This is a genomic window from Arthrobacter sp. UYCo732 (genome assembly GCF_040547265.1).
Taxonomy (GTDB): Bacteria; Actinomycetota; Actinomycetes; order Actinomycetales; family Micrococcaceae; genus Arthrobacter.
The window spans coordinates 23961-43906 of the sequence record NZ_JBEPPJ010000020.1; the positions used below are offsets into that span (position 1 = coordinate 23961).

A 19946-nucleotide genomic window follows, 5' to 3' on the forward strand; every position below is an offset into this window, starting at 1 on the left:
TCCTCCCGGACACGGAGGACCGGCCGCCCCTCTCCCAGCCGCCAACCCGAAAGACACCATGCGTATCCTCGTCGCCAACGTCAACACCACAGCCTCCATGACCGAATCAATTGCCACACAGGCCCGCGCGGCCGCTGCCGCCGGGACGGAAATCGTCGGCCTGACACCCCGGTTCGGAGCCGACTCTTGTGAGGGCAACTTTGAAAGCTACCTCGCGGCCATCGCAGTGATGGACGCAGTCATCGCCTATCCGGAACCCTACGACGCCGTCATCCAGGCCGGCTACGGTGAACACGGACGGGAGGGGCTGCAGGAGCTGCTGGACGTACCCGTCGTCGACATCACCGAAGCGGCTGCCAGCACGGCCATGTTCCTGGGCCACAAATATTCGGTCGTCACCACCCTGGACAGGACAGTGCCGCTCATCGAGGACCGGCTGAAACTGGCCGGACTGGACGCCCGGTGCGCCTCCGTCCGCGCGAGCGGCCTAGGTGTTCTTGAGCTCGAAGAGTTTCCGGAACGGGCGATTGAAGCCATCCTCGACCAGGCCCAACACGCTGTTGAAGACGACAAAGCAGAGGTGATCGTCCTCGGCTGCGGCGGGATGTCCGGCCTTGATGAACAAATCAGGACCCGCCTCGGCGTCCCCGTCGTCGACGGCGTCGCAGCCGCGGTCACGATCGCCGAATCGCTGGTGCGCCTTGGGCTGTCCACTTCGAAAGTCCGTACCTTCGCGCCGCCGCGCCCCAAAGTGGTGACCGGATGGCCGTTTCCCGCCGTTCAGAGCACCGCCGTCACAGAAAAGGTGAGCACCAATGACTGACACAACAGAACACTATGACCTGGTGATCCGGGGCCGGCGGGTCCTGACCACCGCCGGGATTGCCGCGCGCGAGGTCGGCGTCCGCAGCGGCAAGATCGCGGCGATCGAGCCGCTGGGCAACGGCTTGACCGGTGCCGAAGTGATCGAGCTGGCCGATGATGAGACCCTGATCCCGGGCCTGGTGGACACCCATGTCCACGTCAACGAGCCGGGCCGGACCGAGTGGGAAGGCTTCGCGTCCGCGACCCGGGCCGCCGCAGCCGGCGGCGTGACCACCATCATCGACATGCCGCTGAATTCGATCCCGCCCACCACCACGGTGGAGAACCTCAAGCTCAAGCGCGAGGTCGCCGCGGACCAGGCGTTTGTGGATGTCGGCTTCTGGGGCGGCGCGGTCCCGGGTAACAAGGCGGACCTTCGCCCCCTCCACGACGAGGGCGTCTTCGGGTTCAAGTGCTTCCTGCTGCACTCGGGGGTGGACGAGTTCCCGCACCTCGAAGCGGACGAGATGGAGGAGGACATGGCCGAGCTCAAGTCCTTCGACTCGCTCATGATCGTCCACGCCGAAGACTCCCACGCGATCGACCGCGCCCCGCACCCGGGCGGAGACCACTACGAAACGTTCCTGGCCTCCCGCCCGCGCGGGGCCGAGAACAAGGCCATCGCCGAAGTCATCGAACGCGCCCGCTGGACCGGAGCGAGGGCCCACATCCTGCACCTGTCCTCCTCGGACGCGCTGCCGATGATCGCTTCGGCCAAACGCGACGGCGTGCACCTGACCGTGGAGACCTGCCCGCACTACCTCACTCTGATGTCCGAGGAAATCCCCGACGGCGCCACCGCCTACAAATGCTGCCCGCCCATCCGCGAGGCGTCCAACCGCGAGCTGCTCTGGAAGGGACTGCAGGACGGCACCATCGACTGCATCGTCTCGGACCACTCCCCCTCCACCCTGGACCTGAAAGACCTGGAAAACGGCGACTTCGCCGTCGCCTGGGGCGGAGTGTCCTCCCTCCAGCTGGGACTGTCCCTGATCTGGACCGAGGCCCGGCACCGCGGCATCACCCTGGAACAAGTCATCTCCTGGATGGCCGCCAAACCCGCCGAACTCGCCCGCCTGACCACCAAGGGACGGCTCGCCCTCGGCTACGACGCCGACTTCTCCGTCTTCGCCCCGGACGAGGCCTACGTCGTGGACGTCTCCAAACTCAAGCACAAAAACCCCATCACCCCCTACGACGGCCGCCCGCTCTCGGGCGTCATCCGGCAGACCTACCTCCGCGGCACACTGATCGACGGCCGGACACCGACCGGCAAACTGATCCGCCGCGGCGGGATCGAAAAACGCCAGAACGAGGAGACCTCGGTCAGTTACGCCTGAAACAAAGAGCCGAAGAGCGAGCGGCGGAGTCAGGCGGTGGCCACCGCGATTGCCCTCACCGAAAACGAGCTGGCCGCCTGTGGGCAGTTTTTCGTGGCCGCTAACACGGCCTTGCTATTGGAGTAGCCGAATGCACTTTCCGTGGCATGACTCCGGCGGCTGCGCCCGTAACCGGTTGATGGCGCGGGTGCGGCGGCAGACCACGCCGGTGCGTCTGGCTGCCCCTGAAGCCAACGTCCACGAAGGCCGACCGTGCCGCCCGTGTCCTAGTGGGCGACCTCGCCCACTGGGGTCATGATCCGGCGACAACCTGCGTCGAGGTCGCACCGGGCTCAGCTTCTATGGCCGTCGCGGCTACGATCGATTCAGCCAGACTCGTGTCGTTGCGCGAGATGAAGTAATGCACCGCGGCCGCCACGATTGCTCCGATGAACCAGGAGAAGGCCGAGAGAGCGCCAAAGACGGGAACGAGCGCGAAGATCACCGCCGGGACGGCCGAGCCGAGGAACGAGATGACGGCCTTGTGGTTCCAGCCGCCCGTATACGTGTAGTACCCCTGTTCCCTAAACAGGTCTCGAACCAGCACGCGCTGCTTGCGGAGCACGTAGTAGTCGATCATGATGATCCCGAACAGCGGCCCGAGCAGCGCTCCGAGCCCTCCGAGGAAAAGGTTGATCACGACGGGGCTGTTAAACAGGTTCCAGGGCGTGATGACGAGCGCGATCATCGCGGCGATCAGGCCGCCCCGCTTGAAGTCGATCTTCGCGGGCCAGACGTTCGCCAGGTCGTAGGCCGGCGAGACGAAGTTCGCCACGACGTTTATTCCCAGCGTTGCGACAGCGAAGGTGACGGCCCCGAGCAGAAGCGCCCAGATGCTGTCGATCCGCCCGACGATCTGGACCGGGTCGTAGATGTGCTCCCCGTAGACCTTGAATGTGCCGGCGGTGACGACAACGGAGACCACGGAGAAGGCAATGAAGTTCACCGGCAGCCCCCACAGGTTCGCCGTGCGCACCGCCTTGCGAGATGGCGCGAAGCGGGAGAAATCGCAGAAGTTGAGCATCAGGGTGGAGAAGTACGTCACCGTCAGCGCTATGGCCGCAAAGAACGCATGTGTGACGCCCCATTCCGCCTTTCCCCCCGGCAAGTCCAGGGAAATGTTCCAGCCCGCGTTGATCAAGATGTAGACGACAAGCAGGCCCATCACCGCCCACACGGCCGGGCCGGCCCAGTCCTGGAACCGCCGGATCGTCTCCATGCCGTTTCGAAGCAGAAGAAGCTGGAGAGACCACATCAACAGGAATGCCAGCCAGCCGAGGGTGGATTCGCCGAGGAAGTTGTTCTCCGTCAGGCCCTTCAGATCGGGCCAGATCTTCAGGGTGATGATGATGACGGCGCGAGAGGCGAGCCAGGTCTGGATACCGTACCAGGCGATTGCCACGAGCGCACGAAGCAGCGCGGGCAGGTTGGCGCCGAACGTTCCGAAGGAAACCCGCGCGAGCACGGGGTAGGGAACGCCGGTCTTCTGGCCGGCGTAGCCGGAGAGGTTCATCAGGAAGAAGACGATGATGATCCCCACGACCAGTGCCAGGAACACCTGCCAGGCACCGAGACCCAACGCGAAGAGGCCGGCCGCGAAGGTGTAGCCGCCGAGTGAATGAATGTCGGACATCCACATCGCGAACAGCGAATAGAAACCCCACGTGCGGTGTTCGGTCGGCGCGAGGTCTTCGTTGTAGAGACGCGGACTTGCGCCCGCTGGAATTGTTTGAGACACCGTAATCTCCATTCCCTAAACTTGCATGTTGTGGAATCAAGGTTGTGAACAGTGAAATAACTCAATGATCTGGCTGACCCCGACTCAACGCTTTTCCGCAGGGCCGGGCCGGTCTCAATCGATGACTTACTCCCATTGTGCCCCGCATGGCCAGAGTTGGCCGCGGCGAATTGTTGGCGGCCCTGGACAGTCCCCGACCGGGCCCGGCGACCAGCCCTCGAGGTGATACAGCGTGCAGGCGCTCGGGATTAGCTCGCGCACATGGTGCGGAGTACGACAACTTCGAACCTTGGAGAACGTGCTCCAACTGAAATGCTGCTGGCGTCTCGAAACCCAAAGGTTTTCAAGACGATTCGTTCGTCCCAAAAATCCTGACCGGCGTCTCCGCCGCTTGGGCCCTTCCCATGTCTCAGGAACTCGTCTCGACGAAAACTGTCTTGAGCCGCTGCACTCTTGGACTTTATGAGGCAAAATGGCCAAATGAGGCATCTCGGATACACGCGCGTGAGTACCTTGAGCCAGGACTCACAGCTTCAGCTTGATGCGCTGGTTGCTGCCGGGGTTCAAAAACGGGATGTTTTCGCCGATGTCACGTCCGGGAGCAGGACCGCGGTCGAGCGGCCCGGCATGAAGAAACTCCTCGAATATGCAGAGAAAGGCGACACCGTCGTGGTCTGGCGGGTCGACCGGCTGGGCCGGTCGCTGATCGATGTTCTCAACACGGTGAACTTGCTGCGGGCACGCGACATCCATGTCCGGTCAATCTCTGACGGAATCGACCCGGCGACATCGACCGGGCGGATGATGCTGAACATGCTTGCCACGTTGGCCGAGTACGAACGCGAACTGATTGTTGAGCGTGTCAACGCCGGGATCGCCGCCGCCCGAAAAAGCGGCACCCGTTTTGGTCGGCCAACGTCCGACCCGATCGTCATTGCAGACAAACTGTCCATTGCCCAGGATGCACGCGCGAAAGGGCGCACCGCCGAAGACGCGGCCCGACTCGTTGGCTGGAGCCGGGCAACGCTCTACCGCCACCAGCAGGCGGCTGCCCGGTCATGAAGCATCGGCTGTCGGCCTAAGAACGCGCTGCACTGCTCCGGCAGCACTTCGACGAAGGTGTTCCCCTCGCCAAAATCTCCGGTCAAGCCGGGATTCCCCTCCGCACGCTGCAACGGTGGACGGCAGCACTCCGCGCCGGCGGGTCGGTCAGGGCCCTGGGCCGCCAATCACGCTCGGACCGCGGGAACCATTCACTTCCGCCTGAGATCGTTGGCGTCATCGAAGGCCTCGCGCTCCGCCGGCCGGCACCGACTATCGCGTTCATCCACCGGCGGATCTGTGCGGTCACGCTCGACCGGGGCCTTTCCGCCCCCAGCTACTCAACGGTCCGGGCGGTGCCGCGATCGATCCGGGGCTGCGCACAATCGCCCTCGAAGGCGACGCCGCCTACCCCGACCGGTTCGAGCTGGTCTACCGGCGCACCGCCAGCCGCGCGAACGAGCAGTGGCAGTGCGACCACACCGAGCTGGACATCGAGATCGTCGACGCCGCCGGCGCACGCGCACGCCCGTGGCTGACCGTCGTACTCGATGACTACTCCCGCGCCATCGCCGGCTACACCGCCTTCACCGGTGCCCCGACCGCAATCCAGACCGCACTTGCCCTCCACCAGGCCGTGCAGCGCAAGAAACATCCGGGCTGGCCCGTCATGGGTCTGCCCGATGTCCTCTACAGCGATCACGGCGCCGATTTCACCAGCACCCACCTTGAACGGGTCTGCCTTGACACCCACATCCGCCTCATCCATCCCCTCCCCGGCGTGCCGCAGGGCCGCGGAAAGATTGAACGGTTCTACCGCACCATCACCGACGAACTCCTGCCGCATCTGCCCGGCTTCATCCCCCACGGCACCCACGGGACTCCCACAACGGCGCCGACCATGACCCTTGAACAGCTCGACACCGACCTCGAGCAGTTCATCGTTGACGAATACAACCACCGCACACACTCCGAAACCGGAGAGGTCCCCAGCGCGCGATGGCAGGCCGGCGGCTGGATCCCCAGAATGCCCGCCCGGCCCGAAGACCTTGACCACCTGCTCCTGACCGTCGCACACCAACGCATCGTCCACCGCGACGGCATCCACTTCAACGGCCTGCGCTACCTGGACCTCACACTTTCCGCCTTCGTCGGAGAAGCCGTCACCATCCGCTACGACCCCCGGGACATCGCCGAAATCCGCGTCTGGCACCAGGACACCTTCCTCTGCCGTGCCATTACCCCGGAACTCGCCGCAGGAACCATCACCTTCAAGCAACTCAAGGCGGCCAGATCAGGCCGCCGGAACGACCTGAAGAAGCAACTGCGCACCAAACTCAGCCTCGCCGATGCCCTCCCTGCCGACTACCGCTACACGGCGCCGGCACCTGCCGAACCCACTGAGGCCAGTCAGCAACCCATGAGTGCGCAGGAGCACCGGCTCCGCATCTACGCCGAAGAGTGACCCAAGGAGAGGAACGCCCATGCCCGCCAAAGACGAGAACGACGATGGACGCCGCATCCTGTCCGCCGATCTCGGCGAGATTTCGGCCGCACCACCACCGGTCCCGCCCGACACGCCGGCATTTCTTATCACCAAGGAGCACCGGCGCTTCACGGAGTTTGCCACCGCGGTGCGCACCAACCGACACATCGGCGTCTGCTACGGCCCGCCCGGCGTCGGCAAAACCCTCTCCGCACGCGCCTACGCTGGCGTGACCGAATGGGAACAATGGCAGCGGACCGGCGAAACGAACACCGATCCCATTCCAGCCCGCGCCCTCGAAGCCAGAACAGCATTCTGGACACCCACAGTGACCATCAGTCCCCGAGAGATCGACCGGCAATTGCCCCGGACCTGCCAGAGAATCTCCTGGGCAATCGAATACGCCCGGGAAGGCAACATCAATGTCTTCGAGCACCGCGATTCCCGAGCGTCCGGCCTGACCGAACTCCTCATTATTGACGAGGCAGACCGACTCAAACCTCCGGCGCTGGAGCAGGTCAGGGACTACTTCGACCGCCACACCATGGGGGTCATCCTTATCGGCATGCCAGGCATAGAAAAACGCCTCGCCCGCTACCCCCAGCTCTACAGCCGCATCGGCTTCGCCCACCACTACCGGACCCTCAGCACCGAAGAACTCACCTTCGTCCTGACGAATCGCTGGCAGGAACTCGGCCTAAGTATCGACCCGGAGGACTTCACTGACGCCGAAGCTATCGCCTCCATCGCACGCATCACCAACGGGAACTTCCGACTCATCCAGCGGCTCTTTACCCAGATCACACGCATCCGCGACATTAACCAGCTCAACAGCATCACGAAGGAAGTCGTCGAAGCAGCCCGGGAGACTCTGCTCATCGGCACCTGACCGCGCCAAATATCGCCGCCATATTCGCGCCAAATAGCGTGAAGAATTACAGGTGCAGGCACCGGCTGAGATTTTCGGGCGGGCGAATTGTCTCGAAAAGCTTTTGTATTTCGAGACGCCACCCGTGAGTCACAAAGAGCACTCTGCTGGCATTTTCCTCGGAGGGGCTACACATGTTGAGCACTGCGGGTGATCTCTTTCGCCTCCCGTGACCTATGGAATGCAAAAGGTAGCCGGCCCCGGTGTCAGCTTAAGCCGGTCGCCGAGGCCGGTCCGGCTGGCATCCTGCTGCCGGTAGTTCGGACCTAACTTCGCTCCTATGCCTGGCGGAGGCCCAGGAGAGCCGTGCCGAAGAGCAGTGTGCTCAGGTTGATCCTGTCCGGGTGGGCAGCGAGCATCTTAGTGGTGAACTCTTCAGCGGTCGGGTTCGTGGCGAGCAGTTCGTTGGCGTCGCGGACGTAGGCGATGGTGGCGTCGAGGACCTCGCCGCCGAGGGCGGATTCGGCGCTGCGGTGGGCAGGCACGACGGTCTCGGGCTTGAGGAGCTGGATGGCCTCGAGGGTCTTGATCCAGTTCCGTCGCGTTTCGGGGGTGCTGTCGACGAGGGTTGGGTGCACATCGCCGTAGGCAATGTCGCCGACGATGACAGCCTTCAGCTCCGGGATGTGGACATAGGAGGAGTCGCTGACGTCAGACTGTCCGGTGGGAACGGCAAGGATCTCGTGGCCCTCAAGCTCGATCCGGCCATTAACGACAGCTTCGGGAACAACAATCTCGGAGCCGATCTCCTGGACGAACATTGGAGTGTAGTTCGCCAGTTCCTTGCGGGTTTCGGCTTCCTCAGCAATGAGATCCACAGTGGGCCGGGTGGCGAGTACCCGGGCCTTAGGGAAGCGCTGCACCAGTGCTGCGGCTCCGAGGAAGTGGTCGAAATGCCCGTGCGTGATGTAGATGGAGGTCAGTTCCTTTCCGGAAGCTTCGATCCAGTCGGCAAGCCGATGGCTGTCCGCAACGCCGGGGACAGTGTCCACCAGGATCGCTTCGCGCTCACCACATACGAGGGTCACAGAGGTGGACGGCCAGGTCCACCCGCCCTCGGGTGCCGGCATGGGGATGTTCACGGGCTGGGCCGGTGCGGTGAAGATAGCGAGGGTCAGTGGTGCAGTCATTGCAGTGTCTCCTATGTCGATTTATTTGACTTACAGGTACAGAAAAAGCTGAAAAAATAATGCGGACCAGCCCCGGAGTCCCTTAAAGCAGGTCGACCGTCGCGCCAACAACCCGCTGCAACCGCCCGTCGCCATGATCGACGCGGGCCAGGGCATGGAGTCCCGTGACCGTGTTCAGCAGCATGCTGGCTACGGCGCCGGCATCCAGGTCGGAGCGCAGTTCGCCGGTGGCCTGGCCCTCGATGATGACCGAGGCAAAGGCCTGCTCGGTGTAGTCGAACAGGTTGCCCACCCGGCTGGCAACCTCTTTGTCAGCAGTGCCGAATTCCACGGCACTGTTGGTGGCGAGGCAGCCCCGCTGGTGGGGGTCGGCAAGGTCGGTCTCCACCAGGAACGTCAACGCGCTGCGGAGGCGTTCCTTGACCGGCCCGGGGGCCTCCAACCATGAGGCAAGAACGGCCCTCTGGGCTTCGAGGTAATGCTGCAGTGCCAGGTCGTAGAGTTGCCGCTTGCCACCGAAGGCGTTGTAGAGGCTTCCCTTGCCGATGCCGAGCGCATCGGCGAGCCCCTGGGGTGTTGTCGAGGCATAGCCCTGACGCCAGAAGACGTCCATCGCCTGAACGATGGCTGCCTCCGGATCAAACTGCTTGGCTCTGCCCATTACCTAAACCTACCTATTTTGTACCTACAGGTCAAATATACTCCGACGGTCCCACTGCCGACCACTCAGATGATGTTGACAGTGTCCAGGTATTGGGCGGCCAGGCCGGCGTCGCCCTCCACCGAAACCTCTGCGTCGCGCCAGGATGAGCGCTGGGTCCCCCAATCCGGGAAGGAAATTGCGGAAGCCGTAATGCGTGCCGCAGGAGCCCTGGTTCCGGGCTTCGAGAGGCCGTGGGAATCGATCCACCAGCTGCCGCCGCCCGGTCCTGTCAGCGTCAGGGTGAGACCTGCGTCGAGACCCGGCACGGGAGCCGTGGCCGTCTGGTTACTCAGGACCGCTGTCATCCAGGTGAGCACAGCCTTCATCCGTTCGCTGTCAGAGGGTGGGGTGGGCAGCCCCAGGGCAGGAGCCATGTCGTGGCGAAGGTGCGTGTGGAGATCGAACACTAGGGCCCCGCCCACCAGCAGCGCCATGGGGTATTTGCCCAGCTCGTTGAGCTGCATGGGCACGTTCCGCAACGGCGTGCGCCGGACCATGCTGAGCATGCGATCCGCCGTCCGGGTCGAGGTGGTGAACTCGGCCATGACCCGTTCCCTGCCCCAGCTCCGGCGAACCTCCACCGGGCCCTCGTTGGCTGCTTCAAGACTGGGCTTGCGGGAGGAGAGGACGCCGGCGGGGATGTACATGTTGTGGGCAGTGGAGCCGATATGCCCCACCATGTCCGCAATGCTCCAGCCGGCCGCCTTGCTGGGCGCGTTCCACTGGGCATCGGTCAGTCCGCCCACGAAATCAAGCATCACAACCCTTTCTGCACGGTAGGCGTCCTGGAGATTCTTAAAGTCAGGGGCGGGGAGCGTGCGTGTCATGACGAATCTGCCTTCGTGAGGTGGGCCTGAATGAGTGTGGCTGCGGATGGCCTAGCGACTGGTGAAATGCAAGCGGAGCGGGTTACAGGGTGCGCACTGCTGCTATTGCGGTGTCATACAGGTCGAACAATGGCTTTGCACCCTCGCGTCGAAGCCATTCCTCCGTGGCGCCTTGGAGGCAGGTGATGGCGGTGCCCACGATCGCCCTCGCCTGAAAAGTCTTGTCGCCCGAGTCGGGGATCTTCGCCTCAACCAGAGGTGCCAGCAGATCGGTCCACCGCGCCTGCTTCTCAGCATGACCGGCCCGGAGCGCTTCGTTGTCGAAAAGCATCGAGGTGATTTCAAGCCTGTGCTGAGGGGTGGCCTCTATCTCGTCGAGAACCTGGAACGCGTAGCGCAGCGATACCCAGACGTTTTCATCGGCAGGACGACCGCTGAGCCTTTCGGCAATAACGTCCCCCTGCTCCGACAGGCCGCTGAGCGCGAGGTCCTCTTTGGTGCGGAAGTAGTTGAACAGGGTGCGCCGGGACACTCCCGCCGCCGCGGCGACCTCATCGACAGTGGTTTCGCTGTATCCCTTCTCGGCAAACAGTGCCATCGCGGTTTGGGCAAGGAGAGATCGGACGACAGCCCGGGTCTGAAGGCGGAGGGGGGAAGGAGTGGGCATGCACCCATAGTACAACGGTACAGTTTTAGAAAGAACTTGCACTTTGTGCAGAACCCTGCATAGAGTGTGCATATGAAAACTATTGACTACAGCACACAGACCGTCATCGTCACCGGCGCCAGCTCCGGCCTCGGCGCGGAATTCGCCCGCCAGCTCGCCGCCCGCGGCTCCAGCCTCGTCCTGATCGCCCGCCGTGAAGACCGGCTGGTTGCCCTCGCGAAGGAACTGACCGCCAAGCACGGCGTCAAGGTCACCACCATTGCCCGCGAACTGGACAGGCCCGACGCCGGCCGCACACTCCGCGCAGAACTCGAGTCCCGGGGGATCTTCGCAACAGGCCTGGTCAACAACGCAGGCTTCGGAACGCACAACCCCTTCGGCGAAGAAGACCCCCAGCGGTTGCAGCAGCTCATCACCTTGAACATCGGCGCCCTGGTCGACCTCAGCCACGCCTACTTCGACGTCTTCGCCAAGCAAAAGACGAGTATCCTCATCAACGTCGCCAGCCTCCTCGGCTTCATGCCCACGCCCTACCTCAGCGTCTACGGCGCCTCCAAGGCCTTCGTGCTCAGCTTCACCGAATCCCTCTGGGAAGAGGCCCGCGGAACGGGCCTCCGGGTCCTCGCCATCTCACCCGGTGCCATGGCCACGGAATTCTTCGACGCCGCCGGCAGCCAGGCAGCGGACTACGGAACCCGCCGCGCGCGTCCTGAAGACGTGGTGAAGGCGGCCATCGACACCGTGGACAAGCCCAGGCACCGCCCCTCGGTCATCACCAACGGGCGTCCCCTGGCCATCGCCGCCCGCTTCCTCCCGCGACGCGCCGTCGTGCACTTCATGGGCGCCACCATCCGCCGCAGCAAGCACTCATCCACCACGCCCCACCAATCCATCCAGCACGCCCGTTAGGAGCATCATCATGAACACTGCAAGCACCGTCATCCTGGAACGCCCCACCCCCAAGATCGCCACTATCACCTTCCACAATCCGCCGGCCAACGTGGTCGCCGCCGAGACCGCCATCCGGCTGCACGAAATCGTCGAGGATCTCGAAAACGACGCGGATGTCCAGGTGGTCCTCTTCAAAAGCGACGTGCCTGACTTCTTCCTGAACCACTTCGACCTTGCCGCCGTCGACGAGCTGCCGGTGCCCAACCCCGGCGAACTGCCCATCTGGACGGACCTGGTGGTGCGCCTGACGAATGCCCCCTTCATCACCGTTGGTTCTATCCGGGGCCGCACCCGCGGCGGCGGAAACGAGCTGGCACTGGCCCTGGACCTGCGCTACGCCAGCCTGGAGAAGGCCATCTTCGGACAGCCCGAGGTCGGCGCCGGGCTGCTGCCCGGCGGTGGCGGCACTGAGCGCCTGCCCCGATTCCTGGGCCGTGACCGCGCATTGGAAGCCATCCTCGGCAGCGGCGACTACGACGCCGCGCAGGCCGAGAGGTGGGGCTGGGTGACGCGCGCCCTCCCCGACACCGAGCTCGACGCCTTCGTCGATGCCATGGTGGCCCGTCTGGCCAGCTTCGACAAGGCCTCACTCGCCGCCGCCAAGGCCGCCGTCAATCGCGCCACCCTGCCGCCGGTGGGCGACCTTGTCACGGCGTTCTCGGAGTTCGTACGGTCACTGGCGCTTCCGGGATTCCAGGTGCGGGCCGCAGCCACCCAGGCAATCGCTGCCGAGGTCGGCCTCGATTTCGAATACAACATGGGTGAATACGTCGCCAAGGCCAACGCCCAGGCATGACCACCCCACTCCCCAAGAAACAACGGACACCAGAGCAGGAGAAAATCATGGGCAGCACCACTTACTCAGCAGCAACCGCAACCACGCAGTAAATCGAGTCAGGCGGAACAAGCTTCGCGTACCGCCGATTGGGACCCACCGGCGGGGTACCCCTGCTTCTGCTGCACCGGTTCCGCGCCACCATTGACTGGTGGGACCCGCGATTCATCGAGTCCCTGGCTGCAGAACGCGACGTCATCCTCTTCGACAACGTCGGAATCGGCTACACCGAAGGCTCCCCGCTGACCACCGTGAACGGCTTCGCGGAAGGTGCCATCGCCCTGGCCGAAGCCCTGGGACTGCATCAGGTGGATCTCTTGGGCTGGTCCTTCGGCGGCGTCGTCATCCAGAAAATGGCACTGAAGCGCCCGGATCTGGTCCGCAAGCTGGTCATCGCCGGCAGCGGTTCAGGCACGGCCCCCGGCATGGTGGCCATGCCGGACCGGGTGGCCACCATCATGACCAAGCGAGATTCAGACCTCGAGGACCTGCTGTACCTCTTCTACCCGGAGACCCCGGAGGCCCGCGCCAAGGGCCTGGACCACTTTGGCCGCGTCCAGGCGGAGATGCCCGCAGACGCACCGCAAGTCACGCAGGATGCAGCCATGGGCCAGCTCCAAGCCATCACCGCAACACTCTCCGCTCCCTGGGAGGACGTGGCGCGGGATCTGGCCACCATCGACGCCCCAGTGCTCTACGCTGGCGGCGCCCACGACGTCATGATTAACGCCTACAGCTCCTATGCGGCGGTGCAGGAACTACCCAACGCCAAGCTGGTTCTTTACAGCGACGCCGGGCACGCATTCCTGTTCCAGCACCTCGAAGAGTTCCTCCGTGAAGTCCAGATGTTCCTAGCGAACTGAACGGCACACAGGAGTCGGGGCAATGCAGGAAGGGGGCCATCGAGGCGAAGCCGCGTGCCCTGCACTTCGGCCAACATGCTCCGGATCCCAGCGCCCCGACCGAGGCCATAGTAGCTCTCGAACTATCTTCGGCTCTGGCCCACAGAGGGAGAGCTTCCTCGAATTAGTCCTTCCGACTGTCAGCTATATGAGTTAGCCGGTCCCGTGCTAAAAGTTCGCGTGCAAAAACCCGCACTTTGCAAGGGACTTGCAATTGGTAGCACGAGTGATTCTGTCCACGCCCACCCCGTCATCAGCACCTAGCGCCAAACAGCGATCACAAAACACCGCCAAGAAGCGTTAACCACCACAGGCCGGGGCGGCGGCCTTTTGGAAAAGCGCACCAGGTGATGCTGCCGCGGCCGGTGGAGGACCGGCTTACGGGCGCTGGTGCGACACCGAGCGATCACAAAACGCCGCCACATAGCGATCAAATCCACATCGATGCCCTTGACGCTTCAATGAATGTGCTGTCTTGCTACTATGTCCCGTAAGTAGGAAGTAAAATTGCGATAGTCAACTACTGTTGCGGGACACTCTGGAGTCGGGAATGGGCAAGTTGATCGGATACGCCCGGGTATCCACCCGGGCTCAGGACACCGACCGGCAAATCGCGGACCTGCTGGCCGCCGGGGTACGGCGGGATGACCTCTACGTTGACCATGGGGTCAGCGGCGCCAGGGCAGCCCGGCCGCAATTCGACAAAGCATTGGATGCCCTGCAGGGGTGCGACACCCTGGTGATCACCACACTGGACCGGCTGGGGCGTTCCACCGCCAACATGCTGGAGCTGGCCACCGTGCTGCGAAAGCGAGGGATCGGTCTTCGGGTGCTGAACCTGGGCGGCGGGGACGTGGACACCGGCACGCCGATGGGCGGCATGGTCTTCACCGTGATGGCAGCCCTGGCGCAGATGGAACTGGAGATCAAGCGGGAACGGATCACCGATTCAGTGTCCAAGCGCAGGGCCGCGGGCAGGGACCTGGGCGGGCGCCGGGAACGGTTCACCGACAGCCAGATCCAGAACGCCCGCCGCCTGATCGACGCCGGCCAGCCCGCCACCCAGGTGGCCCGTGACCTGGGCATGTCCCGGGCGACCCTGTACCGGCGCATGAGCGAACTCGACGCCCGCCAGTGGATCTCCTCCCAGACTACTTGAGCAGAACGCCCCAAATACCGGGCGCAAAGTCGGTCACGTCAGCCCATGCCCCGTGCGCAGAACGCACTTGTTCAGTTCGGTCGCTGGGAGACGTCTTAAGAGGGTTAGTTGTGGTTCAGAATGCCACGGCGTGTCGTGACTCTTCGTGTGGCCTGCATCGGTAAATGGCCGTGTTTGCAGTGCCAAGTGGCCGCATCCCCGGATCCGGTGGAGGTATTCGCTGCGGCATGTTCGTATCGCAACAGGCGCAGCGGCCGTGCTGCCTATTACGTGCCCTTGTCCTGTACTTCAAGGTGTTTGGCGATGGCTTCAACGGCTTGGTTCCACCGCACTGTCAGTGCCTGCCTGCTCGGCGGTTCGAACATGCTGCCGAGTACCTTTTCGATTGCATCGTACGCGAAGTCCTTCGTCCGTTCCTGCGCCGCCAGGCTGTAGTAGTTCATGCCCGTCATTAGACACCGCAGCCTAAAAGAATGCCCGGCGGCTCATCGCATTTAGACATGATTGAGGGTGTTCTGCCGAGCTGGGCTACCTCGGGGATCAGGCAGCTCGGGAACGACGCGATCGCCCATGACGTCCTCCCGGCTGGTCTCCCCGAATGAGTCGGGCGCACCTATAATTTGTTTACACCCGCGTAGGAAGATAAGCGATGAGGCGCGGATTCGCAGACGTCCAACAGGCAGGCGCGGAATTGGCCTGGTCGGATTCGTTTATTTGGCCATCGGAGTAGTCGTCGCCGCCACCCACGGCTACTTTGTGGCATGGAACATTCCCGGCAACATCCTCGAAGGCCTGGTCGCGATCGTGCTCTGGCCCCTCATGGCCACCTTCGGGGTCGATCTGCACACCCTGATCGCCTATTGCCCTCAAGACGGCAGCGAATACCCCCTCCGGCAATCTCGGCCCGGATCCTCCGGGCGGCAACGACCCCCGGTGAGGCCCTGGACAACCGGATATTCGGGTTGTCTAGGGCAGCCATTCGTGTCGGTTTCATCCCTACAATTAGTTGTCGGCTTCTGCGGCATTCACGTCGCGGGAGCGTCCAAATAAGGAGGACCGCGATGGGTTTGGGAGATAAGATCCACAACGCTGCCGAGAAGCTCCACGGCAAGGGCAAAGAAGCCGCCGGCGACGCCACCGGCAACGACCGGCTCAAGGCCGAGGGCAAAGGCCATCAGGTCAAAGCCGACCTCAAGCAGGCCGGCGAGAAAGTCAAAGACGCCTTCAAGAAGCACTAACACAAACAGCCGGACAACAGTGCGGCGGACGGTTCACACCGCCGCCGCGCAAACGACTGTCGGCTAAAACATCTGCGCAGCGCCTTTCACGCGCCCATGCCACGGCGGCCGCGGTGCTCCCGGAATGGCGACGTGGTGTTGGCGTCGGCCGAAAATGTGAGCCGCCAACGAAGTTAACAGTCACACACCAGACTCATCCTGACAGTCCGTGATGCGTCAGCTTTGTTAGCACCGCGTTGGCGGTCTTCAGAAATTGTCGCGTCAACCCGTCAACTTCCCCGTCCGGCAAAACGGCAGATAGTTGGGATGTTGCGTCGTTGTCTGCCAGGTCGCCGTAGACAAGCCCCGGCAGCACCGTGGCTCGCATCGAGGCTGGAACGATGGCCAGACCCATACCGCTGGCGACCAGCCCCAGTGTCGTGGGGAAGGCCAGCACCTCCATCGCGTCGCTTAGATCAATGCCTGCCTGGTGGCAGAGTGTGGAAATCGTCCGCGACATTGCGGGAGCAACATGCTTCGGGTGGTCTGAGATCCGCCAGGACACCTCGCTGCGGCTCAAGCCCTGGAAGACGTGCGGGATGAAGTCGAACGTTCCGGCGCGTTGCCCGTAGGCCAGGCCCTTCAGCAGGGAGGTGCCGTCCGGCTTGGAGAACCAGGCGAGCTGGTCGTAGAAGTGCTTGGTCTTGTCGTCATCGAAGATCGTCCGCGGGACGATGTTCAGCTCGGCCGGCGGCCACAGTCCCGTGGAGATGAACGCTTCGTAGAGCGGGTCACCGATCCGGTCCAGGTTGAAGTCGCCAAGCACGATCAGGTTCGAGTTCCAGTCATTGGGCCGGGCCGCCCAGTCATGCATCCACTGCGCGAAGGCCGTGATCTCCGGCAGCCGCTCCGCGGGGCTCCTGCCCCAGAGGATGTGCACGGACGCGAGGGTGAACTCCACCCCGTTCCTGGCGAAGCTGGCGGTGTAGGGGGTGCGGGCGAACTGTCGTTGCGGGTCCTCCCCGATCGGGGGCAGCACGATCTCCCCGACCAGGCCCGAGGGCTGGACCCGTGTGCTGTCATACAGGAAGGCAATGCGTTCGCCGTTGCCGGCGGCTCCTTCGGTCGCGTCCGAGATGATGACTCGCCAGTCCGGTCCGAGGCTGGAAACGAGCCGCTTCAGGGCCAGCGGGTTGCGGCGGGATTCCTGGACGGCGACGACGTCGAACCGGGAGATCATTGCGGCCAGGCAGGCGATGGCATGCCAGTCCCGCTTGGGTGAGTCTTTCGGCCCGGCCAGCCACTGGGCGGTCAGATCCCCCAGCGCGCGGATGTTCCAGGTCCCGACCAGGAGGTTGGACGCTGTTCTGGCGGGGATGGCAGCGCTGCCTGCAGCCGGTCCAAGTCTTCGGTTACTGCTGCCGGCGGCTGCTCAGTCATGCCTCCATGCAAGCAGACGGGCCGTGGGATGCAAGCAGGCGCACCAGGGGGAAGGGTGCTGGCTAGGAGTTGCCAGGCACCAGCGCCAGCCGGCTGTGCCTTCGGATAGGCTCGACCCATGTTGCCTGAACGCCACCTTGCCGAGCTCGCCCACAGTCTCGACGCCCTTGGTGCCCTGGCCAGCCGGCCGGAGGACATTCTGGACCGACCCGTTCCGGCTTGTCCGGGATGGACACTTGATGTCCTCTTCGGGCATCTCGGTTCGATAGAACGATGGGCTGCAGGGGTGATTCGGGCAGGCAAGTTCGTAGAGGAGCCGGCCGCACCCACCGGGAGGGCCGCGCCCTGGTTCCTCGAAGGGGCACCAGGCTTTCTGGCCGCGATGGCATCAGTGGACCCTGTGGCGCCCTGCTGGAACTTCGGTCCTCCCCCGCGGACGGCCGGGTTCTGGCTCCGCCGCCAGGCACACGAACACGCCGTCCACTTGGTCGACGCCCACCAGACAGCCGGCCTGGCCGACCCGGTGTTCAGTGAAGAGTTCCTGCTCGACGGGATCGACGAGGCCTTGGCCGTGTTCGCCCCGAGACAGCTCCGGCTTGGCCGGATGACCGACCCGGGGAACGCCGTGACCTTCGCCCTGCCCGACGGCACGGCCTGGAATGTCGGCGAGGGGGACATCGCAGCGACGGTCATCGCGGCCCCCCATGAGATGTACCTGGGCCTCTGGGGACGCTCCAGCCTTTCGGAGACCGCCGTCCTGAAAGGCAACGCGGACCTTGCATTGCGTGTCATCCGCGGCCCGCTCACGCCGTGAGGCCTGGATGAGCCGGCGGCTTCCGTACCAGAACGACGGATCGACATCGACGGCGTCGAGTACCCGTCCGCCGGCCAGTCCGCATGGGCCGGTTTGGCCACCATGCCCGGACTGCCTGCCACCGTCATACCTGCCGGCCGGTCCCCGGAGGGGCCGCCGGTGGGAGTGCAGCTCATCAGTCCGATGTTCGAGGACCGTACCCCGCTACCACTGGCTTCTCGGGCGGACGATCGGCGGCTTCGAGCCACCGAAGTAGGGCCTGCAGCCGTCCGATAACCGAACCGGGGGGCTTTGGAGGCGCTGACCCGCGGGAAGGCATCCTCCGCGACGTTGGCGTTGCGGGCGCGCACGGTTTTGTTGGCTGCCGACGGGATGCCGAATATCCGGATCGAGCAAATCACCGGGTTTTCGGCACCCACGGTCTTGAAGTGGCGCAACCGCTATGCCGAGGGCGGGATCGAGGCCCTGTCCGATGTCCAGCGCCCGGGCAGGGAGCGGGAGATAGACGAACTGGCCCTGATCGCGGACACCCTGACCAACGACGGGAAGCCCCCGGCAGAGTTGGGGATCTCGCACTGGTCCGCCCGGATCATGGCCGAACGCCACGGAGTCTCCTTTTCCTCTGTGGCCCGGATCTGGCGCCGTTGGAAAATTCAGCCGCACCGGCTCGAGAAGTTCAAGTTCTCCACCGACCCCGCCCTGGAGTCCAAGCTCCGGGACGTGGTGGGCCTGTACATGTCCCCGCCGGAAAACGCGGTGGTGGTGAGTATCGATGAGTTATGCGAAGCTTCGCATGACTCATCTGATGTGACTTCGCATCAGATGAGAAAACCCCAATCCAGGCCCTGTCCCGTACCGGCCCGGATCAGCCGTTGTCCTCGACGCACCCGCTGCAGCAGACCCACGATTACAAGCGCAACGGCACCACCACCTTGTTCGCCGCCCTCGAGGTCCTCACGGGCAAACTCAGCGCGAACGCCTTCTATCCCAAGCACACCAACATCGAGTTCGTCGACTTCCTTAGCCGGGCAGCCGACGCCCACCCCGGGGTTGAGCTCCATGTCATCTGCGACAATTACGCGACGCATAAGCACCAGAACGTGAAGGACTGGCTGGCCGACAACCCGCGGGTCACCCTCCACTTCACCCCGACCAGCTGTTCCTGGCTGAACATGGTGGAGATCTTCTTCGGGATCATCACCCGCCAGTGCCTCAAACGCGGGGCATTCAGCTCCGTGAAAGAACTGGAAGAAACCATGGAACGCTACATCGAGAACTACAACCAGAACGCCAAACCATTCATCTGGACCAAATCAGCGGAGTATCTCCTGGGCAAGATGAAACGCAAACAAACCATTAACACGGAACACTAGCGACCGTGTATGCCACGGTACGGGGGCGAGGTGAATGCTCGGCAATGGAACGTTGTTGGTAATGCGGCCGCCCAGCGGCAACTGGACTTTCATGACCCGGACCGCTGCTGCGGAGCACAGCATCGAACCGGTCAGGCTGACGGCCACGATTGCATCCCCGCTCCCCCGCGCTTATCGCATCCACTGAGGCAGCGGCCCCGAAGGTTCCCGCGTTGCTGAACGGGACGTCCACCCTGCCCCGGCGCCGGACAGCTTCGGCGAAGAGACGCTCGACATCGATCGGCACGGTGACGTCACACACCACCGAGTGCGCCTGGGGGTGATCCCCTGCAGGCTCGATCAATTGTTGCCGGCGGCGTCCTCCCAGGACAACCCGCTGACCCTCGGCAAGCCTTAGCCGGGCAACCGCTCTGCCGATACCGGAGCCGGATCCGGATCCGGATCCGGTCACAAAGGCAACTTTGATCCTTGGCTCGGGGTGGTGGTCACGAA

At 63.8% G+C, this 19946-nt stretch carries 18 protein-coding genes and 2 pseudogenes; 12 read left to right on the forward strand and 8 right to left on the reverse strand.

The genetic code is table 11. From position 1 onward, the window contains the following. Nucleotides 1–58 precede the first annotated feature (58 nt). Nucleotides 59–823 (forward strand): aspartate/glutamate racemase family protein, encoded by a 765-nt coding sequence (locus ABIB45_RS18805; protein ID WP_354217360.1) that lies wholly within the window; start codon nt 59–61, stop codon nt 821–823. Then, nucleotides 816–2204: an allantoinase AllB gene (allB, locus tag ABIB45_RS18810; protein WP_354217361.1), complete on the forward strand. Its 1389-nt coding sequence runs from the start codon at nt 816–818 to the stop codon at nt 2202–2204. Before ABIB45_RS18805 ends, allB begins: the two co-directional genes overlap by 8 nt. 292 nt (nt 2205–2496) lie before the next feature. Here allB and ABIB45_RS18815 read toward each other — a convergent pair whose 3' ends face one another. Next, a complete protein-coding gene (locus ABIB45_RS18815) occupies nt 2497–3993 on the reverse strand; it encodes an NCS1 family nucleobase:cation symporter-1 (RefSeq protein ID WP_354217362.1) in 1497 nt (498 codons plus the stop codon). A 468-nt stretch (nt 3994–4461) separates the two neighbouring features. On the opposite strand from ABIB45_RS18815, the gene ABIB45_RS18820 reads away from it, so the two are divergent. The 3 genes from ABIB45_RS18820 (at nt 4462) to ABIB45_RS18835 (ending at nt 7397) form a co-directional block, all read left to right on the forward strand. Further along, nucleotides 4462–5043 carry a recombinase family protein gene (locus tag ABIB45_RS18820; RefSeq protein WP_354217363.1) on the forward strand — a complete coding sequence of 194 codons (582 nt, stop codon included), beginning with the start codon at nt 4462–4464 and terminating at the stop codon, nt 5041–5043. A 478-nt stretch (nt 5044–5521) separates the two neighbouring features. Next, nucleotides 5522–6487, forward strand: coding sequence for a transposase (locus ABIB45_RS22645; RefSeq protein ID WP_502909237.1), 966 nt, complete (start codon nt 5522–5524; stop codon nt 6485–6487). 19 nt (nt 6488–6506) lie between these two features. Then, nucleotides 6507–7397, forward strand: coding sequence for an AAA family ATPase (locus ABIB45_RS18835; protein ID WP_354217365.1), 891 nt, complete (start codon nt 6507–6509; stop codon nt 7395–7397). A 317-nt stretch (nt 7398–7714) separates the two neighbouring features. Here ABIB45_RS18835 and ABIB45_RS18840 read toward each other — a convergent pair whose 3' ends face one another. From ABIB45_RS18840 to ABIB45_RS18855, 4 genes are all read right to left on the reverse strand, one after another. Next, complete coding sequence (locus ABIB45_RS18840) at nt 7715–8566, reverse strand: MBL fold metallo-hydrolase (RefSeq protein ID WP_354217366.1); 852 nt, start codon at nt 8564–8566, stop codon at nt 7715–7717. Between the two features lie 82 nt (nt 8567–8648). Beyond that, nucleotides 8649–9227: a TetR/AcrR family transcriptional regulator gene (locus ABIB45_RS18845; protein ID WP_354217368.1), complete on the reverse strand. Its 579-nt coding sequence runs from the start codon at nt 9225–9227 to the stop codon at nt 8649–8651. 65 nt (nt 9228–9292) lie between these two features. After that, nucleotides 9293–10096: a maleylpyruvate isomerase N-terminal domain-containing protein gene (locus tag ABIB45_RS18850; protein WP_354217369.1), complete on the reverse strand. Its 804-nt coding sequence runs from the start codon at nt 10094–10096 to the stop codon at nt 9293–9295. 82 nt (nt 10097–10178) lie between these two features. After that, entirely contained in the window at nt 10179–10763 is a 585-nt protein-coding gene (locus ABIB45_RS18855) for a TetR/AcrR family transcriptional regulator (RefSeq protein ID WP_354217370.1), read from the reverse strand. Nucleotides 10764–10835: 72 nt separating this feature from the next. Here ABIB45_RS18855 and ABIB45_RS18860 point away from each other — a divergent pair, with 72 nt between their 5' ends. The 4 genes from ABIB45_RS18860 (at nt 10836) to ABIB45_RS18875 (ending at nt 14610) form a co-directional block, all read left to right on the forward strand. Continuing rightward, nucleotides 10836–11672 carry an SDR family NAD(P)-dependent oxidoreductase gene (locus tag ABIB45_RS18860; protein ID WP_354217371.1) on the forward strand — a complete coding sequence of 279 codons (837 nt, stop codon included), beginning with the start codon at nt 10836–10838 and terminating at the stop codon, nt 11670–11672. A gap of 10 nt (nt 11673–11682) precedes the next feature. Then, entirely contained in the window at nt 11683–12510 is an 828-nt protein-coding gene (locus ABIB45_RS18865) for an enoyl-CoA hydratase/isomerase family protein (protein WP_354217372.1), read from the forward strand. Between the two features lie 128 nt (nt 12511–12638). Then, nucleotides 12639–13412: an alpha/beta fold hydrolase gene (locus tag ABIB45_RS18870; RefSeq protein WP_354217373.1), complete on the forward strand. Its 774-nt coding sequence runs from the start codon at nt 12639–12641 to the stop codon at nt 13410–13412. Nucleotides 13413–14001: 589 nt separating this feature from the next. Beyond that, nucleotides 14002–14610 carry a recombinase family protein gene (locus ABIB45_RS18875; RefSeq protein WP_354217374.1) on the forward strand — a complete coding sequence of 203 codons (609 nt, stop codon included), beginning with the start codon at nt 14002–14004 and terminating at the stop codon, nt 14608–14610. A 266-nt stretch (nt 14611–14876) separates the two neighbouring features. On the opposite strand, the gene ABIB45_RS18880 is transcribed toward ABIB45_RS18875, so the two are convergent. Continuing rightward, nucleotides 14877–15062 (reverse strand): hypothetical protein, encoded by a 186-nt coding sequence (locus ABIB45_RS18880; RefSeq protein WP_354217375.1) that lies wholly within the window; start codon nt 15060–15062, stop codon nt 14877–14879. A gap of 609 nt (nt 15063–15671) precedes the next feature. Here ABIB45_RS18880 and ABIB45_RS18885 point away from each other — a divergent pair. Next, nucleotides 15672–15848, forward strand: coding sequence for a CsbD family protein (locus tag ABIB45_RS18885; protein ID WP_234754158.1), 177 nt, complete (start codon nt 15672–15674; stop codon nt 15846–15848). A 193-nt stretch (nt 15849–16041) separates the two neighbouring features. Here ABIB45_RS18885 and ABIB45_RS18890 read toward each other — a convergent pair whose 3' ends face one another. Further along, the gene (locus tag ABIB45_RS18890) at nt 16042–17205 is read right to left on the reverse strand and encodes a LysR substrate-binding domain-containing protein (protein ID WP_354217413.1); all 1164 of its coding nucleotides are present in this window, start codon (nt 17203–17205) and stop codon (nt 16042–16044) included. A gap of 180 nt (nt 17206–17385) precedes the next feature. Between ABIB45_RS18890 and ABIB45_RS18895 the strand changes: the two genes are divergently transcribed. Both ABIB45_RS18895 and ABIB45_RS22650 read left to right on the forward strand, forming a co-directional pair. Further along, nucleotides 17386–18081: a maleylpyruvate isomerase family mycothiol-dependent enzyme gene (locus ABIB45_RS18895; protein WP_354217376.1), complete on the forward strand. Its 696-nt coding sequence runs from the start codon at nt 17386–17388 to the stop codon at nt 18079–18081. Between the two features lie 291 nt (nt 18082–18372). Further along, nucleotides 18373–19454, forward strand: a pseudogene (locus ABIB45_RS22650) (IS630 family transposase). A 1-nt stretch (nt 19455) separates the two neighbouring features. Here ABIB45_RS22650 and ABIB45_RS18910 read toward each other — a convergent pair. After that, nucleotides 19456–19920: pseudogene (locus tag ABIB45_RS18910) on the reverse strand (SDR family oxidoreductase); the annotation flags it as partial. Between the last annotated feature and the right edge of the window lie 26 nt (nt 19921–19946).

Excerpts from the sequence above, each read along its gene's own strand:
- allB (WP_354217361.1), top strand. The coding sequence starts at position 816 with ATGACTGACACAACAGAACACTATGACCTGGTGATCCGGGGCCGGCGG.
- ABIB45_RS18805 (WP_354217360.1), top strand. The coding sequence starts at position 59 with ATGCGTATCCTCGTCGCCAACGTCAACACCACAGCCTCCATGACCGAA.
- ABIB45_RS18820 (WP_354217363.1), top strand. The coding sequence starts at position 4,462 with ATGAGGCATCTCGGATACACGCGCGTGAGTACCTTGAGCCAGGACTCA.
- ABIB45_RS18865 (WP_354217372.1), top strand. The coding sequence starts at position 11,683 with ATGAACACTGCAAGCACCGTCATCCTGGAACGCCCCACCCCCAAGATC.
- ABIB45_RS18815 (WP_354217362.1), bottom strand. The coding sequence starts at position 3,993 with ATGGAGATTACGGTGTCTCAAACAATTCCAGCGGGCGCAAGTCCGCGT.
- ABIB45_RS18895 (WP_354217376.1), top strand. The coding sequence starts at position 17,386 with ATGTTGCCTGAACGCCACCTTGCCGAGCTCGCCCACAGTCTCGACGCC.
- ABIB45_RS18860 (WP_354217371.1), top strand. The coding sequence starts at position 10,836 with ATGAAAACTATTGACTACAGCACACAGACCGTCATCGTCACCGGCGCC.
- ABIB45_RS18875 (WP_354217374.1), top strand. The coding sequence starts at position 14,002 with ATGGGCAAGTTGATCGGATACGCCCGGGTATCCACCCGGGCTCAGGAC.
- ABIB45_RS18840 (WP_354217366.1), bottom strand. The coding sequence starts at position 8,566 with ATGACTGCACCACTGACCCTCGCTATCTTCACCGCACCGGCCCAGCCC.
- ABIB45_RS18850 (WP_354217369.1), bottom strand. The coding sequence starts at position 10,096 with ATGACACGCACGCTCCCCGCCCCTGACTTTAAGAATCTCCAGGACGCC.
- ABIB45_RS18880 (WP_354217375.1), bottom strand. The coding sequence starts at position 15,062 with ATGACGGGCATGAACTACTACAGCCTGGCGGCGCAGGAACGGACGAAG.
- ABIB45_RS18845 (WP_354217368.1), bottom strand. The coding sequence starts at position 9,227 with ATGGGCAGAGCCAAGCAGTTTGATCCGGAGGCAGCCATCGTTCAGGCG.
- ABIB45_RS18855 (WP_354217370.1), bottom strand. The coding sequence starts at position 10,763 with ATGCCCACTCCTTCCCCCCTCCGCCTTCAGACCCGGGCTGTCGTCCGA.
- ABIB45_RS18885 (WP_234754158.1), top strand. The coding sequence starts at position 15,672 with ATGGGTTTGGGAGATAAGATCCACAACGCTGCCGAGAAGCTCCACGGC.
- ABIB45_RS18835 (WP_354217365.1), top strand. The coding sequence starts at position 6,507 with ATGCCCGCCAAAGACGAGAACGACGATGGACGCCGCATCCTGTCCGCC.